At 40.1% G+C, this 26,590-nt stretch carries 22 protein-coding genes, 5 tRNA genes and 1 other RNA gene; 23 read left to right on the plus strand and 5 right to left on the minus strand.

Translation table 11 applies throughout. The annotated features are described in order from the left end of the window. Positions 1 to 302: 302 nt before the first annotated feature. The 3 genes from AC27JR_RS06630 to trmB all read right to left on the minus strand — a co-directional run bounded on the left by AC27JR_RS06630 (position 303) and on the right by trmB (position 3,879). Positions 303 to 1,907: a sensor histidine kinase gene (locus AC27JR_RS06630; protein WP_076919298.1), complete on the minus strand. Its 1,605-nt coding sequence runs from the start codon at positions 1,905 to 1,907 to the stop codon at positions 303 to 305. 184 nt (positions 1,908 to 2,091) lie between these two features. Continuing rightward, complete coding sequence (locus tag AC27JR_RS06635) at positions 2,092 to 3,117, minus strand: methyltransferase (protein WP_487173134.1); 1,026 nt, start codon at positions 3,115 to 3,117, stop codon at positions 2,092 to 2,094. Between the two features lie 36 nt (positions 3,118 to 3,153). Further along, entirely contained in the window at positions 3,154 to 3,879 is a 726-nt protein-coding gene (trmB, locus tag AC27JR_RS06640; RefSeq protein WP_076919300.1) for a tRNA (guanosine(46)-N7)-methyltransferase TrmB, read from the minus strand. Positions 3,880 to 4,029: 150 nt separating this feature from the next. Between trmB and mutY the strand changes: the two genes are divergently transcribed. Together mutY and AC27JR_RS06650 are read left to right on the plus strand one after the other, a co-directional pair. Then, positions 4,030 to 5,091, plus strand: coding sequence for an A/G-specific adenine glycosylase (gene mutY / locus AC27JR_RS06645; RefSeq protein ID WP_487173135.1), 1,062 nt, complete (start codon positions 4,030 to 4,032; stop codon positions 5,089 to 5,091). A gap of 32 nt (positions 5,092 to 5,123) precedes the next feature. Continuing rightward, positions 5,124 to 5,396, plus strand: coding sequence for an oxidative damage protection protein (locus AC27JR_RS06650; protein WP_008110439.1), 273 nt, complete (start codon positions 5,124 to 5,126; stop codon positions 5,394 to 5,396). 90 nt (positions 5,397 to 5,486) lie between these two features. Here the strand turns inward: AC27JR_RS06650 and AC27JR_RS06655 are convergent, their stop codons facing one another. After that, complete coding sequence (locus tag AC27JR_RS06655) at positions 5,487 to 8,270, minus strand: ATP-binding protein (RefSeq protein ID WP_487173136.1); 2,784 nt, start codon at positions 8,268 to 8,270, stop codon at positions 5,487 to 5,489. 307 nt (positions 8,271 to 8,577) lie between these two features. On the opposite strand from AC27JR_RS06655, the gene AC27JR_RS06660 reads away from it, so the two are divergent. The 8 genes from AC27JR_RS06660 (at position 8,578) to AC27JR_RS06695 (ending at position 15,632) form a co-directional block, all read left to right on the plus strand. After that, positions 8,578 to 8,653 (plus strand) — tRNA-Phe (locus AC27JR_RS06660). Between the two features lie 60 nt (positions 8,654 to 8,713). After that, positions 8,714 to 8,789 (plus strand) — tRNA-Thr (locus AC27JR_RS06665). Positions 8,790 to 8,840: 51 nt separating this feature from the next. Further along, positions 8,841 to 8,916, plus strand: a tRNA-Phe gene (locus AC27JR_RS06670). A gap of 60 nt (positions 8,917 to 8,976) precedes the next feature. Further along, positions 8,977 to 9,052 (plus strand) — tRNA-Thr (locus AC27JR_RS06675). Between the two features lie 126 nt (positions 9,053 to 9,178). Next, positions 9,179 to 9,254 (plus strand) — tRNA-Phe (locus AC27JR_RS06680). Between the two features lie 695 nt (positions 9,255 to 9,949). Further along, positions 9,950 to 11,359: a TolC family protein gene (locus AC27JR_RS06685; RefSeq protein ID WP_487173137.1), complete on the plus strand. Its 1,410-nt coding sequence runs from the start codon at positions 9,950 to 9,952 to the stop codon at positions 11,357 to 11,359. Beyond that, on the plus strand, positions 11,356 to 12,552 hold the full coding sequence (locus tag AC27JR_RS06690; RefSeq protein WP_487173138.1) for an efflux RND transporter periplasmic adaptor subunit: 1,197 nt from the start codon (positions 11,356 to 11,358) through the stop codon (positions 12,550 to 12,552). Before AC27JR_RS06685 ends, AC27JR_RS06690 begins: the two co-directional genes overlap by 4 nt. Continuing rightward, complete coding sequence (locus AC27JR_RS06695; protein WP_008110431.1) at positions 12,549 to 15,632, plus strand: efflux RND transporter permease subunit; 3,084 nt, start codon at positions 12,549 to 12,551, stop codon at positions 15,630 to 15,632. The genes AC27JR_RS06690 and AC27JR_RS06695 overlap by 4 nt, the downstream gene beginning before the upstream one ends. A gap of 145 nt (positions 15,633 to 15,777) precedes the next feature. Here the strand turns inward: AC27JR_RS06695 and ssrS are convergent. Then, positions 15,778 to 15,961: non-coding RNA, 6S RNA (gene ssrS / locus AC27JR_RS06700), on the minus strand. A 491-nt stretch (positions 15,962 to 16,452) separates the two neighbouring features. Between ssrS and AC27JR_RS06705 the strand changes: the two genes are divergently transcribed. The 13 genes from AC27JR_RS06705 to AC27JR_RS06765 all read left to right on the plus strand — a co-directional run bounded on the left by AC27JR_RS06705 (position 16,453) and on the right by AC27JR_RS06765 (position 26,558). After that, complete coding sequence (locus tag AC27JR_RS06705; RefSeq protein WP_008110427.1) at positions 16,453 to 17,016, plus strand: UPF0149 family protein; 564 nt, start codon at positions 16,453 to 16,455, stop codon at positions 17,014 to 17,016. A gap of 36 nt (positions 17,017 to 17,052) precedes the next feature. Further along, positions 17,053 to 18,375, plus strand: coding sequence for a Xaa-Pro aminopeptidase (gene pepP / locus AC27JR_RS06710; protein WP_487173139.1), 1,323 nt, complete (start codon positions 17,053 to 17,055; stop codon positions 18,373 to 18,375). Between the two features lie 14 nt (positions 18,376 to 18,389). Then, complete coding sequence (gene ubiH / locus AC27JR_RS06715; protein WP_487173140.1) at positions 18,390 to 19,577, plus strand: 2-octaprenyl-6-methoxyphenyl hydroxylase; 1,188 nt, start codon at positions 18,390 to 18,392, stop codon at positions 19,575 to 19,577. Then, positions 19,574 to 20,740, plus strand: a complete 1,167-nt coding sequence (locus AC27JR_RS06720) for an FAD-dependent monooxygenase (protein WP_487173141.1) — start codon at positions 19,574 to 19,576, stop codon at positions 20,738 to 20,740. The genes ubiH and AC27JR_RS06720 overlap by 4 nt, the downstream gene beginning before the upstream one ends. A 377-nt stretch (positions 20,741 to 21,117) precedes the next feature. Beyond that, a complete protein-coding gene (rpsF, locus tag AC27JR_RS06725) occupies positions 21,118 to 21,459 on the plus strand; it encodes a 30S ribosomal protein S6 (RefSeq protein WP_008110420.1) in 342 nt (113 codons plus the stop codon). Positions 21,460 to 21,502: 43 nt separating this feature from the next. Further along, positions 21,503 to 21,820: a primosomal replication protein N gene (gene priB, locus AC27JR_RS06730; RefSeq protein WP_008466122.1), complete on the plus strand. Its 318-nt coding sequence runs from the start codon at positions 21,503 to 21,505 to the stop codon at positions 21,818 to 21,820. A 12-nt stretch (positions 21,821 to 21,832) separates the two neighbouring features. Beyond that, a complete protein-coding gene (gene rpsR, locus AC27JR_RS06735) occupies positions 21,833 to 22,060 on the plus strand; it encodes a 30S ribosomal protein S18 (protein WP_002962753.1) in 228 nt (75 codons plus the stop codon). Between the two features lie 36 nt (positions 22,061 to 22,096). Then, positions 22,097 to 22,549, plus strand: coding sequence for a 50S ribosomal protein L9 (rplI, locus tag AC27JR_RS06740; RefSeq protein ID WP_008110407.1), 453 nt, complete (start codon positions 22,097 to 22,099; stop codon positions 22,547 to 22,549). A gap of 473 nt (positions 22,550 to 23,022) precedes the next feature. Continuing rightward, entirely contained in the window at positions 23,023 to 23,451 is a 429-nt protein-coding gene (locus AC27JR_RS06745) for a type IV pilin protein (protein WP_008110403.1), read from the plus strand. Positions 23,452 to 23,456: 5 nt separating this feature from the next. Next, a complete protein-coding gene (locus AC27JR_RS06750; RefSeq protein WP_487173142.1) occupies positions 23,457 to 23,909 on the plus strand; it encodes a GspH/FimT family pseudopilin in 453 nt (150 codons plus the stop codon). Further along, a complete protein-coding gene (locus AC27JR_RS06755) occupies positions 23,906 to 24,310 on the plus strand; it encodes a type IV pilus modification PilV family protein (RefSeq protein WP_370587301.1) in 405 nt (134 codons plus the stop codon). The genes AC27JR_RS06750 and AC27JR_RS06755 overlap by 4 nt, the downstream gene beginning before the upstream one ends. Next, on the plus strand, positions 24,307 to 24,828 hold the full coding sequence (locus AC27JR_RS06760) for a PilW family protein (RefSeq protein WP_008466124.1): 522 nt from the start codon (positions 24,307 to 24,309) through the stop codon (positions 24,826 to 24,828). Before AC27JR_RS06755 ends, AC27JR_RS06760 begins: the two co-directional genes overlap by 4 nt. Further along, entirely contained in the window at positions 24,825 to 26,558 is a 1,734-nt protein-coding gene (locus tag AC27JR_RS06765; RefSeq protein ID WP_487173143.1) for a pilus assembly PilX family protein, read from the plus strand. Before AC27JR_RS06760 ends, AC27JR_RS06765 begins: the two co-directional genes overlap by 4 nt. Positions 26,559 to 26,590: the final 32 nt, after the last annotated feature.

Here is a 26,590-nt window from a genome sequence, read left to right on the forward strand (position 1 = left end):
AACCGCGGCTTAATTGATACTTAACGTTGAATGTATAATTTGAATTATAGAGTCGAAGCCATTTCTCTTTAATAATTGATACATCCATCAACCACCTAAAGATACTAAAAATAATCAGACTAATTCAAAACGGAATTATATCACTTTCCAACTTTTCATCAATGTATGTGATATGTTAAACGCAATTAAGTTCATTAATTGTTCAAAAATACAACGTTTATGGTACAACTGTTTAGTAAGCTATGTCTTAGTATGGTCATAAAGTCTTAATTCAAGGGGATGCAAAGGATTTATTTCGCTTTTTAAAAGAGTGTAATAATAAATCGGGCACCCTGCTGATACTCAGTATCTAGCACAATTTCTCCAGCCAAGGCTTGAGTCACTAAATTGTAAACCAAATGCATTCCTAAACCACTGGCTCCTTGACCGCGTTTTGAAGTAACAAATGGGTCAAATATTTTTGCTCGTATATTACTCTCAACACCCAGACCATTATCGGAGTAGGTGATTTGTGTTTTTGTTTTCGTTGCCACAATATCAATCTGCACTTCGTTGTCACCGCCAGCTACAAACCCGTGAAGTAGTGAGTTTAAAATAAGCTGATGGAATACTTGCTGCAGTGGCCCTTTTTTACTTTCAACGGTTAAATCTGGGGGGCAATTTATAAGAACTTTAGGGTTTTTAATTTTTAGCTCCTGCCCCATAGACAGTAGCGTATCGTTTATGAGTTGTTGTAAATTAACAGTACTGGTTATTTCATCGTCTTTGATCACCGCAACTTTTTTAAAGTTAGAAATGAGCTCTGCAACGCGATTTAAGCTGCTATATATTAAGTCTAAGTTTTCGATACCATCGTTAGTAAATTGCTCGAATTGACTCGCTGTTAATGATTTATTATGAAAATTAACCTGTAGCTCTGCGAGTTTATCTCGCAGTAAAGTAGAGCCTGTAATACCAAGTCCAATTGGTGTATTTACCTCATGGGCAACCCCTGCCACCATTTGCCCCAATGAAGCCATTTTTTTATTTTCAACAATTTGAGTTTGGTATTGGTGCATTTTTTCCAGAGTAGTTAACAGCTCTTTATTAGCCTCTCTGAGTGCAATAGTGCGTTGGCTTACTTTCTCTTCAAGATTTGAGTTTAGCTGCTTAATTTCTTGTTTATCTTCTTCATGGCGCTCTATTTGCCTTTGCGTACGTGCAAGCATTACATTTAAGCTGTTAGACAGTCGGGTTATTTCAGTTAAGTTCGTCAAAGGCGCACGTGCATAGTAGTTATGATCTTTAGCTATGTTTTGTAGCAATAAGCTTAAGCTTTCAATCGGGCTGGCAATTCTTTTTTGTAGTCTTAAAATAATCAAAGAAATAAAGATGAGTATTAAAGCCATAATAACGATATCGATTACAATTTTTTTTGTTATTAGCTCATTTAAGTTATCTAAGCTGCCTCTAATATACACATAGCCTAGCAGCTGTTCATTATTGAGTATTGGGGTAATGTACTCAATATACTCATCACTAACCTGTGGTGCAGCAAAGTCATCAATATTGTCTGTTTTAATGGGCACTGGTGGTGATTTTCGCGCATTAAAACTGGTAAAGAACACCGGTTTATTGGTTTGCTCATCTAAAGCATATATATGTAAATTTGTGACGGATGATACTTGTTGAAGCAGCTTCAAACGTCTTTCTTCTGCAGGCCTATTTTTATTTAGTAATGAGGGCATCGCGTCGAATGCAATGATCTCTGATACCAAGACAAGTTTGCTAATGAGCTGCTTTTTTTGCTCTTGCGCACTTAAATAGGTAGAAATTGAAAGCGATAATAACAAACAGATAGCTGTTATAAGCATGATGGTTTTAAACAATATGCTACGAATGCTATTTTGCTCTACAGTTTTGGGCATTGCGAGAAGGTCATCCGTGTCAATTGTGAATCTAATAGGTAGTAGTTTAGCAAAAACAGAAAAAAGTGAAGTAAAAAGATTAGCTTAATTACACTTTTTATTTTTAGCTAATCTACTGATGAAACATAAATATGTGGCTAATACAGCCCATATTTATGTTTTGACAGGATATTAATAACTTATTTTAGCTACTGTATACGGCAAACTTGTTGTTTTTGAACACTGTGTGGTAGCTATCAAATTGATTTTCTAAAATAGGTGGGTATTTTAGAAAGCTATTTGCCACTATGGCCAGTTTGCCTACCTTAGTTAAATGTTGCTTTGCATGCGTTAAAAAAGATTCAGCAACGCTGTAGTCAGTTGCAATCCCGGTATGAAATGGCGGGTTGCTAATAATTAAATCAAACTTGCCAGTAATACTATTTAAACCATCACTGAGTATGGCTTCACCGTTTACATTATTTAGCTTCAGCGTTTGCGTTGTTGCATAGGCCGCAAGCGCACTTACGTCACTACAAATAAATGTCAGTGCTGGATTTTTTAGCCCTAAAAAAGTAGCAATAAGTCCCGCGCCACAACCAAAATCAAGTACTTTCCCGTGTTTTAAGTTAGGAGCATTCTCTAGTAGCATTTTCGTTCCAGCATCTAGCGCACCATGGTTAAACACACCAGGAATACTGACTGCTGTAAACTCAATATCGCTCACACATACCGTAAACTCTTTATGGTAAGTGCTAATATCAAACGCGCTATTAAGAGTAAGTTCGGAAAATGAATATAAGACACAGTGTTTTGCTGAGTCTATTTTATTACTAAACTCAGCCTTACCAGCGAGTTGCTTTTCAATTGACTTAACACCGCTCTTGTTTTCGCCAACGACTAGTAGCTCTGCATCTTTGCTTATCACTGCGCGTATGTTGTCTAACGCCATTAACAGCTCAGGTTTAGATTTAGGGTAATAAAGTATCACCAAATCATAATCGCCCGCATCAATAGTATGATTAACGGTTACATCAATACCTGATATGTTCTTTGCAAATTCACCATTAGCGTGGTTATAACTAAAAGCGGTTATTTTACTTTGTGGGTTGAGCGTTTTAAGCTCATTTAAAAAGCCATCTTGAACAAAGTTGACCACCAATATTGATTTACCCTTCAACTCTTCACTGTTGCGAAGTAATAGTAGGCTCGGATTGGTTAATACGCTCATAAATGGCTTTACCTTACTTGATTATTTAATTAACGGTTACTTAGTTCGTTCGAACATTAAATCCCATACGCCATGGCCTAAACGGTGACCACGCTGTTCAAATTTAGTCAATGGACGTAGCTCAGGACGAGGAACATAGTCGTTAGTCTCTGATTGGTTTTTGTAACCAGGGGCTGCTTGCATCACTTCTAACATATGCTCTGCGTAGTTTTCCCAATCGGTTGCCATGTGAAATACGCCGCCGATTTTTAATTTAGAACGCAGTTTTTCAGCAAACTCAGTTTGTACTATGCGACGCTTATGATGGCGCTTTTTATGCCATGGATCTGGAAAGAATAACTGTAAAGTTGATAAGCTTTCATCGCTTATGCAATCAGCAAGAACTTCTACTGCATCGTGTTCAAATACACGAAGATTAGTAACGCCAGCTTCATCAGCATCCATTAAACATGCGCCAACGCCTGGGCGATGAACTTCTATGCCAATAAAGTTAAGATGTGGTGCATTTTTTGCCATTTCAACCAGTGACTTGCCCATACCAAAACCAATTTCTAGCACTACATCATTGTTGTTGCCAAAAACTTCGCTTAAATCAAGTAGGCCGTTCTTGTGTTCAAGCCCCATTGTTGGCCAGCACTTTTCGATTGCAGCAGCTTGACCTTTGGTTAATCGGCCTTCGCGTTTTACAAAACTGCGAATAGTGCGGATATATTTACCTTCTTGCTTAGCTTGCTCAAGGTTGTTGTTACTTGATTCACTCATATTATTGGCCTGACAAAACAATGTGTTTAAAAATGGTTGCATATTATCCCTGACCGGCGCTAGGTTGACAAGCACTAGGGCGTTATAGCTTGATCTTTTCAGTCACTCCAATAGACTGAGCCGCCATTAAGCATTAGTAAAAAAGTAAATATGTTGGATTTAAAAAAACAGCAGTCAGCTTGGTTTTCTAACCAAGTAGTTGATTGGTATCACCTTCATGGACGCAAAACGTTACCATGGCAATTAGCTAAAACGCCTTATAAAGTGTGGGTATCTGAGGTGATGTTACAGCAAACTCAGGTTGTTACTGTTATTCCTTATTTTGAAAAGTTTATGCAAAGCTTTCCCGATATTATTGCTTTAGCCAATGCTGATGAAGATCAGGTTCTGCATCATTGGACAGGTTTAGGTTATTACGCTCGTGCACGCAATTTACATAAAACGGCTAAAATAGTTCGGGATAAATACCAAGGCCAGTTTCCTAGCTCGCTTGAAGAAGTAATGGATTTACCCGGAATAGGGCGCTCTACTGCCGGTGCTGTTTTATCATTATCTTTGGGGCAGCATCACCCTATTCTTGATGGCAATGTTAAGAGAGTGCTTGCTCGTTTTTTTATGGTCGAAGGTTGGTATGGGGTCAAAAAGGTAGAAAATCAGCTTTGGCATTTAAGCGAACAACTCACGCCTAAAAATAATGTGACCGAGTTTAACCAAGCTATGATGGATTTGGGTGCAAGCTTGTGTTCGCGCAGTCGTTTTGATTGTGAGGCGTGCCCATTAAATAGCCGCTGTGGTGCGTTTAACTCTGGTAAAGTTAAGGAATTTCCTCACTCTAAGCCCAAAAAAGTAGTGCCTAAAAAAAGCTGCCACCAGTTAATTATTAAACATAACGACAAAGTGCTTATGGAAAAACGCCCAAACAGCGGTATTTGGGGCGGATTATTTGGATTTTTTGAATTTAATGAGTACAGCGAGCTTGAAACTTTTTTAGCACAACAAGGGCTTGAAAGTGATCTTGATGAAGTAGCGCCTTTTACTCATGTATTTTCACATTTTGAGCTTACGATTAACCCACATGTACTGAATATTGAGAAAGCCCCTGATGTAGTCAACGACAAGCAGCTGGTGTGGTATCCACTCGATCAATCAATAGAAGTAGGGTTAGCGGCACCGACTAAAAAGTTGGTTAAACAAATGAGCCCAATAGGTTAAACTATTGGCATTTAGCGTTTAGGGGAACAATCATGGCACGTACAGTATTTTGTCAAAAGTTACAAAAAGAGGCCGAAGGGCTTGGTTTTCAGTTATACCCTGGTGAACTTGGTGAGAAAATTTTTAATAATATTTCTAAAGAAGCCTGGGGGCAATGGCAGCATAAGCAAACGATGCTGATCAACGAAAAGCATTTAAACATGATGGATCCAGAGCATCGTACTTTTTTAGAAGAGCAAATGGTTGGCTTTTTATTCGAAGGTAAAGAGGTTGAGATTGAAGGCTATAAGCCAGTAGAAAAATAAATTAACCTCTGTTTATGTAAAATTACTAAAAAAGGGCTATTAGCCCTTTTTTATTGTCATAAAAACACTCTCAGAAACATACGATCTTAGCTAAACAAGTTCGTCCTGTTCCTCATTATTTTTAATTTGTTCTTTTAAGAACTGTGCTGCTTTTGAGTATTCAATTTCGAGTTCATCTCTCATTTCAATTAACTCATCAGCATTTATCTCATCGCTCTTACACTTATCTTCAAATGACTGCGCTAAATCAGCAACAATGTTAGCTCCTACTGTTTTTGATATAGATTTTAATTGATGACAAGCTGCTACAACATCCGCCTGATTGCTTTGTAATACTGCAAAGTTAATCACTTTAATTTGTTCTTGGCTTTGTTCTAAATACATTTTAAAAAAGCGGATTATTTTAGCGTCATCACCATTTATATACTTATTTGCCGATTCCATATCAATAGGTATAACTGGCTTTTCAGCCGAACTAACTTTTTTCGGTTGTTTGCTGTATAAGTCACTCCATTGTTTTAATGTGTCTTCTAGTGCATTTAGCTCAATAGGTTTAGTGATAAAGTCGTTAATACCCACTGCTAAACATCGCTCTCTCTCGCCTTTTAGCGCATTGGCAGTGACAGCAATAATATATGGTTGCGCGTCGATTGATTCCAGTAATGAAGCTTCTTCTCTAATTTTTTCAACCATGTCGTAGCCAGACATTTTTGGCATATGTAAATCGGTTAAAATGAGCGAGTAGCTATTTTTACGCCACATATCTAGGCCTTCTTCACCGTTATTAGCCACTTCTACACTGTACCCTAGTATATGTAATTGTTCGGTGAGTACCTCTTGGTTCAATAGGTTATCTTCAACCAATAATACCAGTCTATTTGCAGCCAGCGCTTCTTCAGAACTTAGGTAGTGGTTCATAGTTTTGGCTTTTTTAATTTGCTTAGGTTTATGTAAGCCGGCAGCTACCAAAATTGAAAGCATAAAGTTAGATTTACACAATGGGGAAGCATTAATATAGAAAATATTTTTATGATTAATTACCGCTTCATCTAATTTACTTAACACCACCATTTGCTGGTTATTATCTTCTAATGAGTAGAGCAAGCTTCTTAGTAGGGTACTGATACTACTCATGTCATCAATACCATCGACAACCCAAATAATATCCTTGGTATCTTGATGCGTTTCTATATCTTGCTGCTCGTGAGAGTAAGTTATTTTAGCGCCCATAAATGACAAGTAACGATAAATGACTTTGCCACGTTCAGCGTTGCTACTAACAACAATGACATGTTTGCCATTGAGAGTGTTTTTGTGGGCAAATTCAGTTTTACCTGCGGTGGAAAAAGGCAACTCGACAGTAAATTCACTCCCAATACCTTCATGGCTAGTTACATGAATACTTCCAAGCATTAGCTCAGTTAAGCTTTTACAAATAGAAAGACCAAGCCCCGTACCACCAAACTCTCGCGTAATAGAGCTTTCCGCTTGAGTGAATGGGTTAAAGATTTTTCTCAATTGAGATTGGCTCATTCCTTTACCGTTATCACTCACGCAAAAGCGCAATGTAAAGTGATCGGCGGTGTTATGTGCTACTTCTACTGATATTCTTACTTTACCCTGCGTTGTACCATTGGTGCTGGTAAACTTAATGGCATTACTACATAAATTATATAGTACTTGGCGCACTCTGACGGAGTCACCTTTAAGGTTGTTGGGGATGTCGGGGGCAATTGATAAATCTAAATCTAGATGGCGATTTTTAGCAACCGATGACAGCACCTTGGCGACTTCTTCTAGTGTATCTGCAACAGAAAATGGAACTGGATCTATGTTGAGCTTTCCAGCTTCAATTTTAGAGAAGTCTAAAATATCATCTAAAATACTCAGTAACGAAAATGCAGATTCACGAATAATAGTACTTAAACGTTGTTGTGCACCATCGAGTTCTGTTTGGCGTAGTAAATCAATAGTACCAATAACACCATTCATAGGTGTTCTTATTTCGTGGCTCATGGTGGCTAAAAAGGTGGTTTTAGTTTCACTGGCTTTTAACGCTTTTTGGGTTTGTTTTTCTAATTCAAAGGTTCTGCTTTGTACTTCTGTTTCAAGGCTTGTTTGAAGCTTTTTTAATTCTTTTTGTGCAGCTTGGTCGTCAGCTTGAACCATGCTTACTTTTTTCAGTAATAAATTAATTTGTTGAGCTACAGTTTCTAATCCCCCTTCAAGCTGCTCATTAAGGGTGCTTTGATAATTATCATTTTGTGTAATTGCTTTGAGTTCTTGAGTGAGAGAGTCGGTGTTTTTATGTAATCGCTTATTAATGTACTTATTAAACACTATGGCTAATAAAAACAGCGCTATTAGAGCTACAATACCGGTAAAAAAGGCATTCATTAGTGAACTTTGGGGCGAAGGTAAAGTTAAAGGTTGTTTTTGCTCAATAATAAGTTCAGCAATGATCTGCCCATCCAATGAAATAACATGATGCAGTATGCCTTGTTGTTTAATGTGCTTATTAATGGCTAAAGGTGCAATTGAATTATTATTATTGCTATAAATTAGCTCTGCTTGATTGTTGGCATTAAAACGGTGCAGGGTATATTTAAAATCATTGTTGAGTAAGCTTGCAATGTCAAAAAGTGGTTTGGCCTTGTCTTGTCCGTATAATGTTAGTGCTTCTACAATGGGCTGCTCAAGACTTTCAGCAAGTTTAGTGACCGCGATGGTGGAGGCTGAGGAAAGTTCATTGTTCTTAGCATTGCTTTGTGAGTAAAGCGAATAGGCGACTATAGATAATGTGGTTATTATAAGGTTACTAACTAAAAATAAAGGTAGTAGGCCTTTTATTGCTGAAGAGAACTTACTCTGCATGAGTTTTCCTGTGGTCTTATTATTAAAACGGTAAGCCTGTACCGAAAGTTATGGACCAATCGTAACACCTAAAAAAAATAATTCACTACGTTTTTTAAACTCTTTTGTTGAATAAATGCACGGTGTTAACGAAAATGCTGGTTAGTTGTTTGAAAACCGTTCAAACGGTTATAAAGAATAAAAAAAAAGTTGACTTGTAAGGGCAAAACTCGTTTAATACGCCGCACGCCCAGATAGCCAAGTCAGTAGAGTTTGGTGGGAATTGCATTAAAAATCTGTTTAGATTTTTAATCAGCACTGTATAAGTGCCTCGATAGCTCAGTTGGTAGAGCAGAGGATTGAAAATCCTCGTGTCCCTGGTTCGATTCCGGGTCGAGGCACCATTTACAAAGAAGTTATCAATCTTTAAAATTGATAAAGTGCCTTAGCACACAGTTTAGTGTGCCGACTTAGCTCAGCTGGTAGAGCAACTGACTTGTAATCAGTAGGTCAACCGTTCGACTCGGTTAGTCGGCACCATTTTATTTTAGTTGAATGTTTACAATAACGTTAAACTAGCACTGTTTAAGTGCCTCGATAGCTCAGTTGGTAGAGCAGAGGATTGAAAATCCTCGTGTCCCTGGTTCGATTCCGGGTCGAGGCACCATTTACAAAGAAGTTATCAATCTTTAAAATTGATGAAGTGCCTTAGCACACAGTTTAGTGTGCCGACTTAGCTCAGCTGGTAGAGCAACTGACTTGTAATCAGTAGGTCAACCGTTCGACTCGGTTAGTCGGCACCATTTATTTTAGATAATTTAAAAGAGCAACTGACTTGTAATCAGTAACTCATCTAAGTTATCCGTTCGACTCGGTTAGTCGGCACCATTTATTTAAATAGTTAGTTTAACTATTTGCACTGTTTAAGTGCCTCGATAGCTCAGTTGGTAGAGCAGAGGATTGAAAATCCTCGTGTCCCTGGTTCGATTCCGGGTCGAGGCACCATTTATACAAAGCCTCGCACATGCGGGGCTTTTTTGTTTCTGAATTTAGCTGAGCTATTGTTCGGCATCGAACTACGTTCGATTATAAAATACATCCTTGTATTTTCCCCTTCGGGCCATCTTTGAGATGTTAAAAATTGTTTCTGACAATTTTTTGCCGGGTCGAGGCACCATTTATACAAAGCCTCGCACATGCGGGGTTTTTTTGTTTCTGAATTTAGCTGAGCTATTGTTCGGCATCGAACTACGTTCGATTATAAAATACATCCTTGTATTTTCCCCTTCGGGCCACCTTTTAGATGTTAAAAATTGTTCCTGACAATTTTTTGCCGGGTCGAGGCACCATTTATACAAAGCCTCGCATATGCGGGGCTTTTTTGTTTCTATTCTAAATTTGGCTCAGCATCAAACTACCTTCCATCTCAAAATATATTTATAATTTTATTCCGCTTTAGCTGGTGTAATGCCAACAGTAAATCCTGCCGTCTTTTCTATATTCACTTTTTAAGAGTTTAAATTAACTTTTTGATTAAAAGTTGGCTTGCTGATTTTTTTGTGATCATTGTGTTAACACTTGGCGTATTGAGTGAACTTATAATTTCATCGCAAGCTATGTAATGTTATGTAAAGTCAATTGAGCAAAGTTTGCTAAAGTGATTGAATAACATTCATAAATAGCACTAATCAGGTTTAAATATGATGTGGCAATGTAAGCCATCTTTATTAGCAATAAGCATTATAATGCTAAGCGGTTGTGCGAGTAATTTAAACCCGCAACAACGTGAGCGAGCGCCGAGTGCACTACCTACCCAATGGCAGCAAGCTGCCGCTAAATCGGTAATAGCCGTAAACGATACTTGGTTCAATAAGCTAGCTTCACCAACAGTAAAGCAGCTAGTTACGCAAGCGCTTAAAAATAATCAACAACTACGACAAGAGCGTTTCGATGTAGAAATACAAAAACAACAATTAATTATTACTGGTGCTGCATTGTGGCCTAGCTTAGATATTTCATCACGGGTGGGGCGCAGTAAAAACAATCGCCCTGTTAGTTATAATAATTCGAGCTCTGTATCGTTAGAGTTAGGTTATGAAATTGATTTATGGGGTAAGCTTTCAAACGCAAAACGCAGGGACAATCTTAACTACCTTGCTCAGCAAGCTCGTTATGAGCAGGCTAAACAACAGCTTATTGCAGATGTTGTAACTAATTGGTTTAACCTAATCAGTGCAGAGCAATTACTTGATTTATTTAAGCGCAGAGAAGCTAATGCTAAACAAAACCTCGAGATTATTGAGTCGGGTTATCGCCAAGGTTTAAATGAAGCGTTAGATGTTTATTTGGCGCGTAACGAATTAAATAATGAACGCTCACGTATAGCCACTCAGCAAGCAAATTTAAGTCAATCTGCTCGTCGTCTTGAGCGCTTGTTGGGCGAGTATCCAAAAGGATTACTGGCGGCTAATCACGACTTACCCGTTATTAATGACGATATTCCTCTTGGTCTCCCCTCAGAGCTTATTACTCGTAAACCCACATTGCGTGCTAGTTGGTATCAATTGTTAGCCACAGATGCTTCACTGGCTTATGCTCATAAACAGCGTTTCCCAAGTTTAAACTTAAGTGCGGGCTTAAGTGATAGTACTAGCAGGGTAAGCGACTTATTTTCTCCATCAAGCCTAGCATGGTCTCTGATAGGTAGTATTTCAGCTCCTATTTTTAATGGTGGGCGACTTGCTGCCAACGAAGAAATAGCCAGTTTACAAACGCAAAAGCAAGAGCAAGCTTATCTGCAGTCTTTGTATGATGCATTTAGCGATGTTGAAAATGCTATTTCGCAACAGCAGTCACTCAAAGCGCGCTACCAAAGTACATTACAAGCACAAGAGAATGCGTTAGCCGCCGAACAACTATCGTTTGAACAATATCAAAGTGGCTTAGTGAGCTACACCACCGTATTAGATGCACAAGCACGCTCGTTTGATGCACAAAGTTCACTGATTGAAATTAAAAACCAATTACTCACAAATCGCATTAAATTACATGTTGCTCTTGGGGGCGACTTTGCAAAATCAAGATCCGCACAGGATGAGCAAGCACTATGAAACTCAACAAACAAAAAATAATTGTTCCTGCCGCTATCATTATAGCGACCATTTTTTTGGTGATGTTTATTAAGGGAAACCCGCCTAAAGCATCACGTTTTTCAGCACCGCCAAAAGCAAAAATTAATGTAGCGGTAAAACCATTGCAGTTAATTGACTACCCCGTTGAAATTGATAGCTTTGGTACGGTTAAACCACGGACTCAAAGTATGTTGGTGGCTCAGGTTTCTGGGCTGATTATTGATATAAATGAGCAGTTCCGCGAAGGCGGCTTTTTTGAAAAAGGCGATGTATTACTGCAACTAGATGATCGCGATTTAAAAGCGGAAGTTAAATCAGCACAAGCTAATTTACTCAATGCCGAGCAAAACTTATTAGAAGAGCAAGCGCGAGGCCGCCAAGCGCTTACCGATTGGCAACGTTTAGGTAATGAGTCTGAACCGAGTATTTTAGTGCTTAGAAAGCCGCAGCTAGCTGCAGCGCAAGCACAGGTTTTGTCTGCACAAGCACAATTGGAAAAAGCGCAACTAAATCTTGAACGTACTAAAATTAAAGCCCCATATGCTGGGCGAGTATTAAACCGCAGCGTTGATTTAGGTCAGGTAGTATCTAACAATATGCAGTTAGCGACCATTTATGCAACCGACAGTGTTGAAATACGCTTACCGATAAAGAATAAAGATCTGCCCTTTATTAATCTACCTGAGCAATATCGAGATGGTGCTAAAAATCAGCGTGGCTCAGCGGTTAATTTCACTTCAGATTTAATTGGCGAGCAACAATGGCAAGGCCAACTTATTCGTACTGAGGGCGCAATAGATAAAAGCGCTCAGCAATTGTATGTGGTGGCTAAAATTAATGACCCTTATAAATCAACCAGTGATAATCAATACCCAGTAAAAATAGGCCAATACGTTAAAGCTAAAATTAATGGCAAAGTCGCCTCTCAGGTACTCGTTATTCCTAATAGTGCGATATATCAAGGCAGTTATGTTTATGTGGTTGAAAATGGCACACTACAGCGTAAAAATATTGCCTTAGCATGGCAAAATGCACAGCAAGGCATTGTAAAAAAAGGTTTAGAAGCTGGTAGCCAGTTAGTGTTAACACCGCTTGGGCAGGTAAGTTCAGGTACACCTGTACAGGTAATGGGTGCTACTCCTAAGGCACAAAAACGAGGAGAGCAGCCATGATCGCTTGGTTTACTCGTAACCATGTGGCTGCCAATTTACTGCTCATTAGTATTGTGTTGGGTGGATTATTCAGCCTTTCTTCTAAATTGCCTTTAGAAGTATTCCCTTCGTTTGTTTCTGATCGGATTAATATTAGCGTGAGCTTACGTGGTTCAACCCCTGAAGATGCAGAAAAAGGGGTCACCATACGTATAGAAGAAGCATTACAAGATCTCGAAGGTATTAAACAAATATCAAGTCGCTCTTCTGAGGGATCATCACAAGTCAGTGTCGAAGTTGATACCGGCTACGATGAGCGTGAACTGTTAGCGGATATAAAAAGCCGTGTTGATGCCATTAATACTTTTCCAGCGGATGCAGAAAAACCAGTAATAGGGTTAATCCAGCGTAAGCGTGAAGTAATTGCTGTTACAGTTTCAAGCGACTACAACGAAAAAGAAACCTTAGAATACGCAGAGCAAGTACGTGATCAATTACTGCGAATTCCGGCTATTACCCAAGTTGAACTAAGCGGCGTACGCAACTATGAGCTGGCAATTGAAGTAAGCCAAGACACGCTGCGCCAATACGATTTAACCCTGGCACAAGTATCTAGCGCTATTGCTAATTCAAGCTCAGACATTTCTGCCGGTAATCTTAAAACAGAGGGCGGTGATGTACTTATTCGCTCAAAAGGGCAAGCCTATCGAAAAGATGAATTTGCCAACATAGTGATAAAAAATCAGGCTGATGGCACCATTATTCGTTTAAGTGATATCGCAACCATTAACGATGACTTTGAAGAAACCCCCGTGCGCACCCGCTTTAATGGTAAGCAAGCGGCTTTTATAGATGTGTATCGTATTGGTCCGCAAAGTGCGATAGAAGTGGCTGATGCAGTTAAGAATTATATTACCAGTGAGCAAGCTAATTTACCGCAAGGGTTTTACCTGAGCTATTGGGATGATGACTCAGAGGTAGTAAAGAGCCGTATTGCAACACTGACTAGTAATGCCTTACAAGGTGGTATTTTAGTACTGGGATTGCTGACTTTATTTTTAAGACCAGCCATTGCGTTTTGGGTGTTTATTGGTATCCCGGTTTCGTTTATGGGTGCATTTATGGCAATGGCGGCATTTGGTGTCACCATTAATGTTATTAGCTTATTCGGTTTTATACTCGTGCTGGGGATTGTGGTGGACGATGCCATTGTCACTGGGGAAAACGTGTATACCCACTTAAAAACTGCTAAATCCGGTGAAGAGGCTGCCATAAAAGGGACTCAAGAAGTTGCTACGCCCGTTACTTTTGGGGTACTTACAACCGTAGCTGCTTTTTTACCCTTAGGTTTTATAGAAGGCGCTCGCGGCGCTATTTTTGCGCAAATTCCGGTGGTGGTTATTCCTGTTTTATTATTCTCTCTTATAGAGTCTAAATTTGTCTTACCTGCGCATTTAAAATATATCAAACTGCGTCAACAAAAAGGCGAAGGCTCTAAATTGGAACAACTTCAACAGCGTTTTGCAGATGGTTTTGAACATGCCATTTTAAAATATTATCAACCGGTATTGGGGTTAGCACTACGTAATAAATTGGCTACAGTCAGTTTATTTATGGGCGTATTTTTAATTATTTTAACTATGATCACCAGTGGTTGGACTAAGTTTATTTTCTTCCCGCGGATCCCAAGTGAAACTGTACGCGTTAATTTAACTTTTCCTGCAGGCACCCCGTTTGAGGTTACCAATAAATACATTATTGATATGTCAGATAAAGCCAGAGAGCTTCAGCGTAAGTATCAAGATGAAGAAACAGGACAAAGTATTATCCTTAACATTTTAGCCAGCACTGGTGGAAGAGGAGGGGCTGCTAACTCGGGTAGTGTGCGCTTTGAAATCACCCCAGCAGAACAGCGAGAGTCAGATATCGGCTCGCGTGAATTGGTAAAAGAGTGGCGGCAACTGATAGGTATAGTGCCAGGAGCTGAAAGCTTAACATTCAGAGCTGAGATAGGCCGAAGCTCAAACCCTATAGATGTTCAATTATCGGGTAATTCTATTAGCACACTGCAAACTGTTGCTGAGCAAATTAAACAACGTTTAGCGACGTACCCCAGTGTATTTGATATTGCCGATAGCATGTCTGACGGTAAGGAAGAGCTGCAAATAGAGTTAACAGAGCAAGGATTAGCCCTTGGGCTAAATAGGGTTGATGTATCAAGGCAAGTGCGTAACTCATTTTTTGGTGTACAAGTGCAACGCATTCAACGCGGGCGCGATGATGTGCGCGTTATGGTGCGCTTACCTATAGATGAAAGACGCTCAGTTGCTGATTTAAAAGATATATTAATACAAACGCCTAATGGTGGGCGAGTGCCGTTATCGCACGTAGCCACTTTAGTACCGGGTCAAAGCCCATCAACTATTACCCGTATCGACCGTTACCGTACGCTTAATGTATCGGCAGATGTAGAAAAAACCGATACCAATATGACCGTTTTACAAGCCGATTTAAAGGCTTATTTAGATGAGTTAGTTCAACAGTACCCAGGTGTTAGCCACTCTCTTGAAGGCGAAGCGAAAGAGCAGCGCGAATCGTTTGGTTCGTTACTGTGGGGAATGATCTTTGTCTTCTTTGTCATTTATGGATTACTCGCCATTCCCTTTAAATCATACTTACAACCGCTGGTGGTGATGAGTATTATTCCTTTTGGCATGATAGGCGCGGTAATCGGTCATTGGATAATGGGGATGGAGCTTACCATAATGAGCTTACTAGGCATGCTTGCGTTAATTGGTGTGGTTGTGAATGACTCGTTAGTACTGGTTGATTTTATTAATAAGAAGCGCAGTGAAGGGCTCGATTTAATGGAAGCGGTTAAAACTGCTGGCGTAGCGCGTTTTCGACCGGTTATGCTCACTAGTTTAACCACCTTTATAGGCTTAATGCCATTGCTGTTTGAAAAGGCGACTCAAGCGCAGTTTTTAATTCCTATGGCTGTGAGCTTAGGGTTCGGGATCATATTTGCGACCTTTATAACTTTATTACTTGTTCCAGTTAACTATATGCTTATGGAGCGCTTTCAAGGTTGGTTTAAGTAGTGTTAGGCATTAGAAAGACAAAGGGATAGGCGTTAGAAATAAAATTAAATATCGGGCTGTGGAGACGCAGTTCGATATATTTAAAGACGAAAGATAGGGAATATTTAGTCTAAGAAATGCTTGAGAACCTAAGCTGTAAAGGAAGGTGTTCCCCGAGCATGCGGTGCCCGGTGTCAGTCCTGAAACCTTGAGGTTTCAGGGCGGAAATCTGCGGTCTACCGTAGGCTTCTCGGTACATGCCGAGCTTGCACAATAGTAGACGAACAAAAATCCTGGTATAAAATTTATCGGCTCAGGGACTTAACCAAGCTCCTGCACCCCAGGGAACAAATTCAGTATATAAGACATATTCCAATCCTTAAACCCCAATCGTAAAAAATTACACTGTTCGCTCAGTTTTCCTGCAAATTTAGGGTCTGTTGACCTTTGCGGATTACAATTTGTTCAAACTAGGGGTGGTTTAATCGCGGCGCGAGGTTTGTAACCTAGTGGGCTAAGTCAAAACCAAGCAACAAAGAGTAAATCGCCCCTAGGCAGAACCCGAAGGGCAGCGCCTGTTTGGCATTGATGCTGCGTTATCACCTATTTATGGGGAATAACCACACCACATAGGCTCTGCCTTGCCTAAATACCAAACAGACTGCTGCAAATTTAACCTTGAAGGATCAGCAGACCCTAATCTTGTATTTACTTTTAAGATTGCTTTTTGAACTTAATCAGCTTTTCAATCGCTTGCTTTTGACCTCAGTCATAGAATTCATTGGAGTTGCTTTTTATCGAGTGGTAGCATTGCTTTAATTAGCAAAGCGAAGACGTCATTATGAATAACTTACCAGATTACGAAAAAGCCCAACTTCTTTTAGAGAAAAACGAAATATTTGTATCACCCGCAGAAGCGCATGGCGTTATTAGCGGCTTACTTGCTTGTGGGCTAAGCATTGACGATAAAGAGTATTTAGGCTTACTGAGCGATGTATTTAATGATGGCGAGTCGTTTAGCAACGATTTAAAACAGTTTTTTGGCCAAATTTATCAACAAGTGGTTGAAAGTTTTAATAACGAAGAGTTTCAATTTGACTTGTTTTTACCTAGTGATGACGAAACACTCATCGATCAGGCCAACGGGCTCGTATCATGGGTAGCTGGGTTTATGTTGGGCTTTGGCTTAAAGCAAAAAGACTATGGCAAGCTGTCGGCAGATGTAAAAGAAGTGATCAGTGACTTTAGCGAGATTACACGCCTAGATACAACCTTTGAAGAAACCGAAGAAGATAGCCAAGCACTGCATGAAGTGATTGAGTACGTACGCGTATCGGCGCTTCTGTGTTTTGCTGAGCTAGGCAAAGAGCAAAATCCACAAAGCAACAAAAAAACACTGCATTAATTGAGCAACACAATAAAAGTAATGGGTTAGTTATTAATGGTTGAAATACAAAAGTCAGAGTTTAAAGCGCGCCGCGAGCGTTTATTGGCGGCAATGGATAATAACAGTATTGCTATAATTCCCGCTGCAACAGAGCTCACGCGTAGCCGTGATACTCATTATCCGTTTCGACAAGACAGTGACTTTTTTTACTTAACTGGTTTTAACGAACCCGATGCCGTGTTGGTGCTTTGCAAAAACAGTGATACACCCTCACTATTATTTTGTTTAGATAAAGACAAACTCGCAGAGGTATGGCGCGGCAGACGCATTGGTTTTGAAAAAGCACAAAGCGAATACTTATTCGACAAAACTTATGCACTTAGTGAGCTAAATGAACAATTATTGAATTTGGTGAACGGCCAACATATTTTATTTTATGCACAAGGGACGTATCCTGCCTTTGATGGCAAAGTATTTTCAATGCTTAACACTTTGCGCAGTGCCCCTAAAAAAAGGGATACCGCACCGAGTACAATTAAAGATATTCGCCCTTTATTGCATGAAATGCGCTTATTTAAAGCGCCAGGCGAAATTAACATTATGCGTGAAGGCTGTGAAATAAGCGCTCGAGCACATATGCGAGCCATGCGTTTTTCCCACGTTGGCGCAACCGAGTTTCAATTAGAGGCAGAGCTTCATCATCACTATGCAATGAACGGTGCGCCACATCCTGCTTATGGCACTATTGTTGGCAGTGGCGATAACGCCAATATTTTGCACTACACCCAAAATAGCGACGTATTAAACAATGGCGACTTAGTGCTGATTGATTCAGGCTGTGAGCTACAAGGCTACGCCGCCGATATAACGCGTACTTTCCCGGTTAACGGTAAATTTAGCACTGAGCAAGCTGCGCTTTATAATATTGTACTCAAAGCACAAGAAGTCGCTTTTAGCGAGATAAAACCCGGTGGCCTTTTATCTCGGGCAAATAAACTCGCTATGCAAGTACTAACCCAAGGGTTACTTGATTTAGGTATTTTAACCGGCGATTTTGATGAGTTAATGGCACAAGGTGCCTGTAAAGAATACTACATGCATGGCCTTGGTCACTGGTTAGGACTTGATGTTCATGATGTGGGCGATTACAAGGTTAATAACCAAGAGCGTGTCTTAGAGCCGGGTATGGTGCTAACCATTGAGCCTGGGCTGTATATTAGTAAAGACTCAAATGCGCCTCAAAAATACCAAGGTATAGGTATTCGTATTGAAGATAACTTATTAGTAACTAATTCAGGTCACGACAACTTAACCATTAGCGTGCCTAAAACAATTAGTGAAATAGAAGCGTTAATGCAAAGCGCTAAAAACGCATAAGCTTGGAGATAAAAGTGGCTAAGCAGTTTGATATTGTAGTAATTGGTGGTGGTTTAGTCGGCGCAAGTTGTGCTCTAAGTATAAGTAAAAAAAATCCCAGCTTAAATATTGCTGTAATTGAAGCAAATCAAGTAACCACTGATTATCATCCAAGCTTTGATGACAGAAGCATCGCACTTGCCCAGCAGTCGGTAGAGTATTTACAAAGCCTCAATTTATTTGAAATGAACGCTCCCTATGCTGCCGCCATAAAAAAAGTGAGCGTGTCAGACAAAGGGCACTTTGGTAAAACCCATATACAGTGTAATGAATTTGCAAAACCCTCATTAGGTTATGTGGTAGAGGTAAACCCATTTGGCAGAGCGCTGCATCAGCGTTTAATGCAATCAAACATATCGCTTTTTTGCCCAGATAGCGTAACAGCGATAAAACAAAACGCCGATAGTAATGAACTTACATTACAAAGTAGCGAAAAACTCAGTGCTAAGCTGTTGGTGATTGCCGACGGTGCACCGTCGCCAACTCGTAATTTATTGGGGCTCGGCTTCAATACCCAGCCTTATGAACAAGGTGCGATTATTGCCAATATAGAAGTCGCTGGTGGGCACCATCATCAGGCGTTTGAGCGGTTTACCCAAAATGGCCCTATGGCTTTATTACCCATGAGTAATAACCGTTATTCGTTAGTATGGTGTATGCGTCAAGAGCATATTGAGCAGTATATGTCGCTAAGTGAGCCAGATTTTATAAGTGCGCTGCAAACCGCCTTTGGTTATCGTGCAGGACAGTTTATAAAAGTCGGTATGCGCGCTAGTTACCCTTTAGTTTATGGGCAAATAGAATCGTTAACAGCGCACCGCACAGTGGTGATAGGCAACGCGGCACACGCCATTCATCCTATTGCAGGGCAAGGCTTTAATTTAGGGCTGCGAGATGTACAAGTGCTGAGTAACTTAATTGCAAACAGTGAACATGATTTAGGTAGCTATGCTTTTACTCGTCAATATTCAATCAAGCGCAGTGATGATATAAAAACCGTGATGACATTGACCGATGCCTTGGTTCGACTTTTTTCAAACTCATCACGGGTGTTAGCGCTTGGTCGTAGTATTGGGCTATTTTCAATGGATTTATTCCCCGTATTAAAAGCTCCATTAGCAAAACAATTAATGGGACAAGTTAAACAAGGTACACGTTTATGAAACAAGTACAGGTTTGTATAGTGGGTGGTGGCTGCGTAGGGTTAACGCTGGCGCTCGGGCTTGCTAAAGCAAATATTAGTGTGGCTGTGTTAGATGCTGCGCCAACTCAAGCTCCACCTAGCGATGATTATGGCTTACGAGTTAGTGCACTAAGTATTGCCAGCCAAACCTTGCTGGAGCAATTAAATGTATGGCCACACATAATAGCTGAGCGTGCTTGTGCTTATACGCACATGGATGTACGCGATGCCGACAGCTTTGGAAAAATAACCTTTAATAACGAGCAACTTGAGCTTGAGCATTTAGGGCACATTGTTGAAAACGATATTATTCGCTTTGCGCTAATAAAAGAGCTTGAGCAGCAAAGTAATGCCACACTGATGTTTGATACCGAGTATCAGCAAATACATCAAAGCGAGTCTGATGTATTTATTAATTTAAAAACTGGCGAGCCTATTATTGCTAAGCTGCTGGTAGCGGCCGATGGCGCAAATTCAGCGATTCGTAAACAGTTTAATATGGCGCTGAGCTTTAAAGATTACGATCACCATGCCTTAGTCGCGACAGTTAAAACCAAAGAGTCACATGCAAATACCGCACGCCAAGTGTTTTTACCAACCGGGCCGCTAGCTTTTTTACCATTGAGCGATGAGCATACTCACTCAATTGTGTGGTCAACCAGCCCCAATCATTGTGATGAATTGTTAGCAATGGACGACACCACTTTTAATAAAGCCGTAATGGCTGCTATAGATGGCCAATGTGGTTTATGTGAAGTGCAAAGTAAGCGCGTCGCGTTTCCACTTAAAATGCGTTACGCCCAACAATGGGTTAATGGCAAGGTGGTGTTAATGGGCGATGCAGCGCATACCATTCATCCATTAGCAGGGCTTGGTATGAACCTTGGCCTAAAAGATGCCGCTTATTTAATTGAACTGTTAAGTCAAGACGCCAAAGAATTTGCCAGTACGCGCACACTGCGTGATTACGAACGTACCCGCAAGCTCGACGCACAAAAACACATCGCCATGATGCAAGGACTAAAAGAGCTTTTTGAAGGTGCAAACCCAGTTAAAAAGCTGATTCGGGGAGTAGGGCTTTCACTCGTTGATAACCTTGGTCCAATCAAACACCTATTCGCCAAAGAAGCGATAGGGAAGTGATGAAGACAAGCGGTCAGTTTTTAGCTGTCAGCTTTTAGCCAAAGAAAAACCGATGTTTAGTTTAAACATCGGTTTTTTGTTTATAGGCTAATGTATTTAAAAGCCACGCTTTTTACGCGAGCAAAGCTCGGCGTTTGCTACAAAAAAATAAAACACTTATCTTTATTTTATTTGTTGATATAAAGGGATCATTCAATAATGTCTTCCCGGAACCCGAAACCTTTAACACTTATCTATCAAAGCTTAAAAAAGCTGCTTGCTTAATTATCCTACTAAGCGTAAAATGCGCGCTCATTTCGGCTTTTAAACTATTAATTCCTTGCCTTAAACCGACCGGCCGAAACGGTAGAAGGCTCTATTAACCGTAAGGAATATCCATGCGTCATTACGAAATCGTATTCATGGTTCACCCTGATCAGAGTGAGCAAGTATCTGGTATGATCGAACGTTATACTGGTTCTATCACTGAAGCAGGTGGTACTATCCACCGTCTTGAAGACTGGGGCCGTCGTCAACTGGCTTACCCAATCAACAAGCTTCATAAAGCTCATTATGTTCTTATGAACGTTGAAGCACCAACTGAAGTAATCAGCGAGCTAGAAACTACTTTCCGCTACAACGATGCAGTGCTTCGTAACTTAGTTATGCGTACTAAAAACGCTGTAACTGAAGCGTCTCCTCTTGTAAGAGAAGAGAAGAAAGAAGCACCAGCTGCTTAATTGTTTTGAGTCCTAGCATGGCACGTAGTCAGCAGTTACTATAATGGTTAGCCCATATACGAATCAGCTGGTTATATCGGGGGTAGTTTGTAAAACACCCAAGTTTAGCCAAAGCCCCGCGGGCATACCGCATTGTATTTTTGTTGTAGAACATAAATCAATGCAAGTTGAAGCAGATCTTAACCGTAATAGTTATGTTAGGCTTCAGGTGGTTGCCAGTGGTAAGCAAATGCAACAACAGACTCAACATTTGCACGTTGGGCAGGCATTGCAAGTGAGTGGTTTTTTAAATCGCCACGAAGGTCGTAACGGCCTTAGCCAATTGGTTTTGCATGCTCAGCATATAGAAAGAATTATTTGAGGAATTAATCTCATGGCACGTTATTTCAGACGTCGTAAGTTCTGCCGCTTTAAAGCGGAAGGCGTACAACAAATCGATTACAAAGATCTAGCTACTCTTAGAAACTATGTTACAGAAAGTGGCAAAATCGTACCTAGCCGTATCACAGGTACTAGCGCTAAATACCAGCGCCAGCTAGCAACTGCTATTAAGCGTGCTCGCTACTTAGCCCTTCTTCCATACACTGACTTACATAAGTAAGCAGCGGATTAACACGTTTTTAAAAGGTGTAGAAACATGCAAGTTATTCTACTAGATAAGATCGCTAACCTAGGTGGCCTAGGTGACCAGGTTGTAGTTAAATCTGGCTTCGCACGTAACTTCCTTTTCCCACAAGGTAAGGCAGTTCCTGCAACTAAAGCAAACATTGAAACGTTTGACGCACGTCGCGCAGAACTAGAAGCAAAAATCGCTGAACAGTTAACTGCAGCACAAGCACGCGCTGACAAACTTGAAGCATTAGCAGAAGTTACATTAGTATCTAAAGCTGGTGACGAAGGTAAATTATTCGGTTCAATCGGTACTCGTGACATCGCTGACGCTATCTCAGCTGTTGGTGTTGAAGTTGCTAAATCAGAAGTTCGTTTACCTCTAGGTACTATCCGTGAGACTGGCGAATTTGACGTTGCAATCGCAGTACACTCAGACGTAACAGCTACTATTAAAGTAATCGTTATTGCTGAAGCTTAATTTTTTAAAATTAAGTTAAAAAAACCGTGCTTAGGCACGGTTTTTTTTGATCAAAATTAAAGGCACTTTCCCCAATAGCTTTGAGCTTGCTAAAAGCAGCTTGGTTACACCAATCCGCAATAATACTTAATCATTTTGAGGGGCTAAATCAGATGCTAGCTGCATTAAAAACGCCTCATTTAGAACAACTAAATAACGAAATTTTTTCCTTGTTATCGACACTATTTTCCTTCCTTAAAATAGCTCACTTCATCAAGCGAATTGATACTAATTAATTTACTATTCAGAACTCAGGTTTTTATTACTCTCTTATATATACAAACAACCTACCCCATTTAAAAGTTCTTAAAAAAGTTAAACCGCTTTAACTTTAATAAATTCAGTATATTAATTCATTCTGTTCCTTTTTTGCAATATTGACAAAACTATGGTATGAGCTATATTAGTGCTTTATGGTTATAAAAGTTTGATCAATGTTAATAAATTACAACAAAAGAATTATTTGTGCTGGGTTTACTTTAGTCGAGCTTTTAATTGTAGTGGCGATTATAGGTATTCTTTACAGCGTTGCGTTGCCTTCGTATCAAAGTTACTTAGAGCGAAGTCGGCGTGCAGATGTGCAGCAGCAAATATTACAATACAGTGCCACGCTAGAACGAGTTTACTCTCGTAATGGTGGGTACCCTAATGCGTTTGATGCAGCTGCTAACACTGAATATTATACGTTTAGTTATACACCCACGAATAAAGTAACAGGCGCTACGGCTGATTTTAAAAACAGAGGTTACTCGTTGAAGGCAACACCTAAAACAGGATCTGCTCAAGCTGCGGACAGATGTGGGGCATTAATAATTAAGCATGATGGCAGTGTTGAGGCACAAGGCACTGACTGTTGGGAGTAAATAAAATGCAAAAGTCGCGAGGGTTTACACTCATAGAGCTAAGTGTCGTGCTGAGTATCATTGGTATTTTAGCGACAGTGGCTGTGCCTAGCTTTATAAAGCAGATTCAACAAGACCGAATAGTAACAACGGCTAACCGATTAATTAGCGTATATAAATATGCACGAAGCGAAGCGGCCAAGCGAGAAGTTAATCTTAAACTAGTTACTGCAGGTACAAAGTGGCAGGTAGTTAGTTCTGAAAGTGGCTCTGATGAAGTGTTGCGTGAGTTTGTTTCTAACTACTCTAATATAGAAATTAACCTACAAGATCGTGAAGTAAAAGCAACAGGTGAAGTATCTGCTGCTGCTACTATATTGGTTAAAGATGGCATTAGCGATACAAAAGATTATTATCTGTGCATTTTAAAAAGTGGGCAGAGTTGGTTAGCTGATGTGTCTTTAAATGGGTGCGCATGATGAAGTTGCAAAAAGGCTTTACGTTACTTGAAGTGATGATAGCTGTTGTTGTAGCAGGAATTGCATTGTTGGGATTAGCGGCAGCTCAGCTGAAGTCATTGCAGTATGCTACTAATAGTTTTAACTATACGGTATCGTTAATTCAGGCTCAAAATACCATAGAGCAAATATGGCCTCATTTATGTACCCTGCAAAAAGATAACCCCGACTTTTTTAATGATGTTGCTTTTAAAGCGTCATTAGCTCCACAAATTGCCGATTATAGTTTGTCATTACCGGCTAGTTACGCTAATGAAATGCAAGTCAGTATTTCATGGCAGGATGAGCGCCTAACCGATAATGTAATTAATCAAATTACTTTAAATGCAACTTATCCTGACATTAGTGGAGAATGCCCATGAAAAACTGGCGAGTTGCAAAAGGGTTTACCCTTGTTGAGTTAATGGTTGCAATGGCTGCAGGCACTTTTTTGCTAGCAGGTGTTAGTTTGTCGTACTCGGCAATAAAAAGTGGTATTCAAGTAAGCAAAGAGCTTGAAAATGCACAAGAGGTATTGCGTTACAGTAATACGGTTTTGACAAGAAGTACTAAGCAATCATTTGATTTGCCAGTGGTATCGGCTGACGGAATGACTATTACCTATACCATGCCAGCTGGAGTGATTACGTGCAATGGTGATGTGTCTAGTGTTGCTGTTGTTGAACGTTACTACTTACAGAACAATAACTTAATGTGTGCGAAAGATGCAGACACTCCCGAAAGGTTGTTAACGGGCGTAGAGACATTAAGTTTTAGTATTAATAATAATGTGGTTACAGTAAATATTAAGCCGGAGGGATTACCTGGGCAGTTTAATAATGCAGTGGAGATGAATATAGCTGTATCTAGCGTTATTTTATCAGGAGTATTCGGCTCATGAAACGTATTAGAGATAAAGGTTTTACGCTGGTTATAGTCCTTATTTTACTTGGTATTTCAAGTGTTGTTGTGCTGAGTTCATTAAGAGAAAACGTGGTTCAAGAACGATTAAGTGGTAATTTTCAAAAGAAAATTAATAGTCGCTTGTTGGCTGAAAAAGGTGTTTTTGAACAAGCCCAAGCTATGCAGCAAAAGCTTAACGATGACAGCAGCTTAGATATGATTCAGATGGTTGCTGATTCAGGGGTTATAACAGGTACTGGTGAGGTAAGTGATTCAAAGTTTAGCTCATCGGTTGCGATTAATGCCGCGGGTGAAATAGAAATCACCAGCCAAGGTAGCCGCTATGACGACGACGCGCAAAGTAATTTAGTTGCACGCTATGGGTTTGTGCCGGCATCACCAGGCTCACTATTTACTAATGCATTGGTGGGGTGTGTTGGCTTAAATTTACGTGGTAGTGGTGTTATAGACAGCTATGATTCTGATTTGGGTACTTATGATGAAACAAACACCAGTGAAGGGGATGTTGCCACTATTGATGAAGACGCCGATGTAAGTGTGGGTGGTGATTCCATCCGAGGTGATATTAAAGCCACCGGGATAGTTTATTTACAAAGCGACGGTATTATTTTAGGTGATATACACTCAAATGGTGGGGTAGAAATTTCTGGCGGCAGAGATACTAGTACTTTGCGCGTTGAAGGGAATGTTCGAACTCAAGGCGATTTTTCTTACCAACGTGGTGGTGGGCATATTACAGGGTATGTTCGTGTAAACGGCGACGTAAGTATGGCGCAAGGTACTTTTATAGATAACATAAATGCAGAAGGGCTGGATATATTATATGGCGGTTCAGGAAGTTTTGGCGACAGTGCCCATGCTCAAGGCGGAAGTGCTTACACTGCAGTGCAATTTAATGTAAACCCCGAAGTTGAGGCTGTCTCTACCTCTGATCCTACTCTTCCTGGGTATGATCCTACTAACCCAGACACTAGCTGTGACCCAATTAATATTCCAGCACGGGTTATTAATTTAATTGATGATACTACCAGTTATACCAACTTTGCTTTAGGTGGCGGAGCAGTTTATGCGTTTGAACCTAAGCAAGGTCAATCAATTAGTGGCAGCTTTAGTGATTTAACCGCAACAACAGATGAAGTATTCATTTTTAGTGGTTTACCACAAATACCAGCAGATGCGGCACCGAGCGAGTATATTTTTGGTTTTACAGGAGTAAAGCTCTCTAGTAATGCTGCCGTGACTATTGATGGTGGCGATGTTGTTTGGGTTGTTGATGGTCAATTTGATATGCAAAACAACTCCCAAATAACGGTTAAAGCGGGTAGTAGCTTAACTATTATTACTACAGATAAATTTAACATTGGGGCGTCTGCAAAAGTGATTGTTGAAGATCAGGGGTTAGCGCCAAGTGGGCATCCTGCTTTTCAAGTTTTTTCTTCATTCGTTGGCAACGATGGCATATTAATTCAGAGCGATTCACAAATATATGCCGCTATTTATGCACCTCTTACCTCAGTTAAACTAACTGGCTCGGGTGCCTTGTTTGGTACGGTGCGCGGAGCGTCAGTAAATGCAAATGGGGGGAGTGGTATTCACTTTGATTCGGCGTTATTAAATGCCAATAATAGCCCCGGTGGTAATTTGAAACCTAAAATCGTGTTTTTAGGCTGGTATTATAAAGTACCAGAGGATGAGCCGATTATTTAAAACTCATTTTTTTTATCATTAAACTTAATAAT

The organism is Pseudoalteromonas sp. NH0006-26 (genome assembly GCF_057552415.1).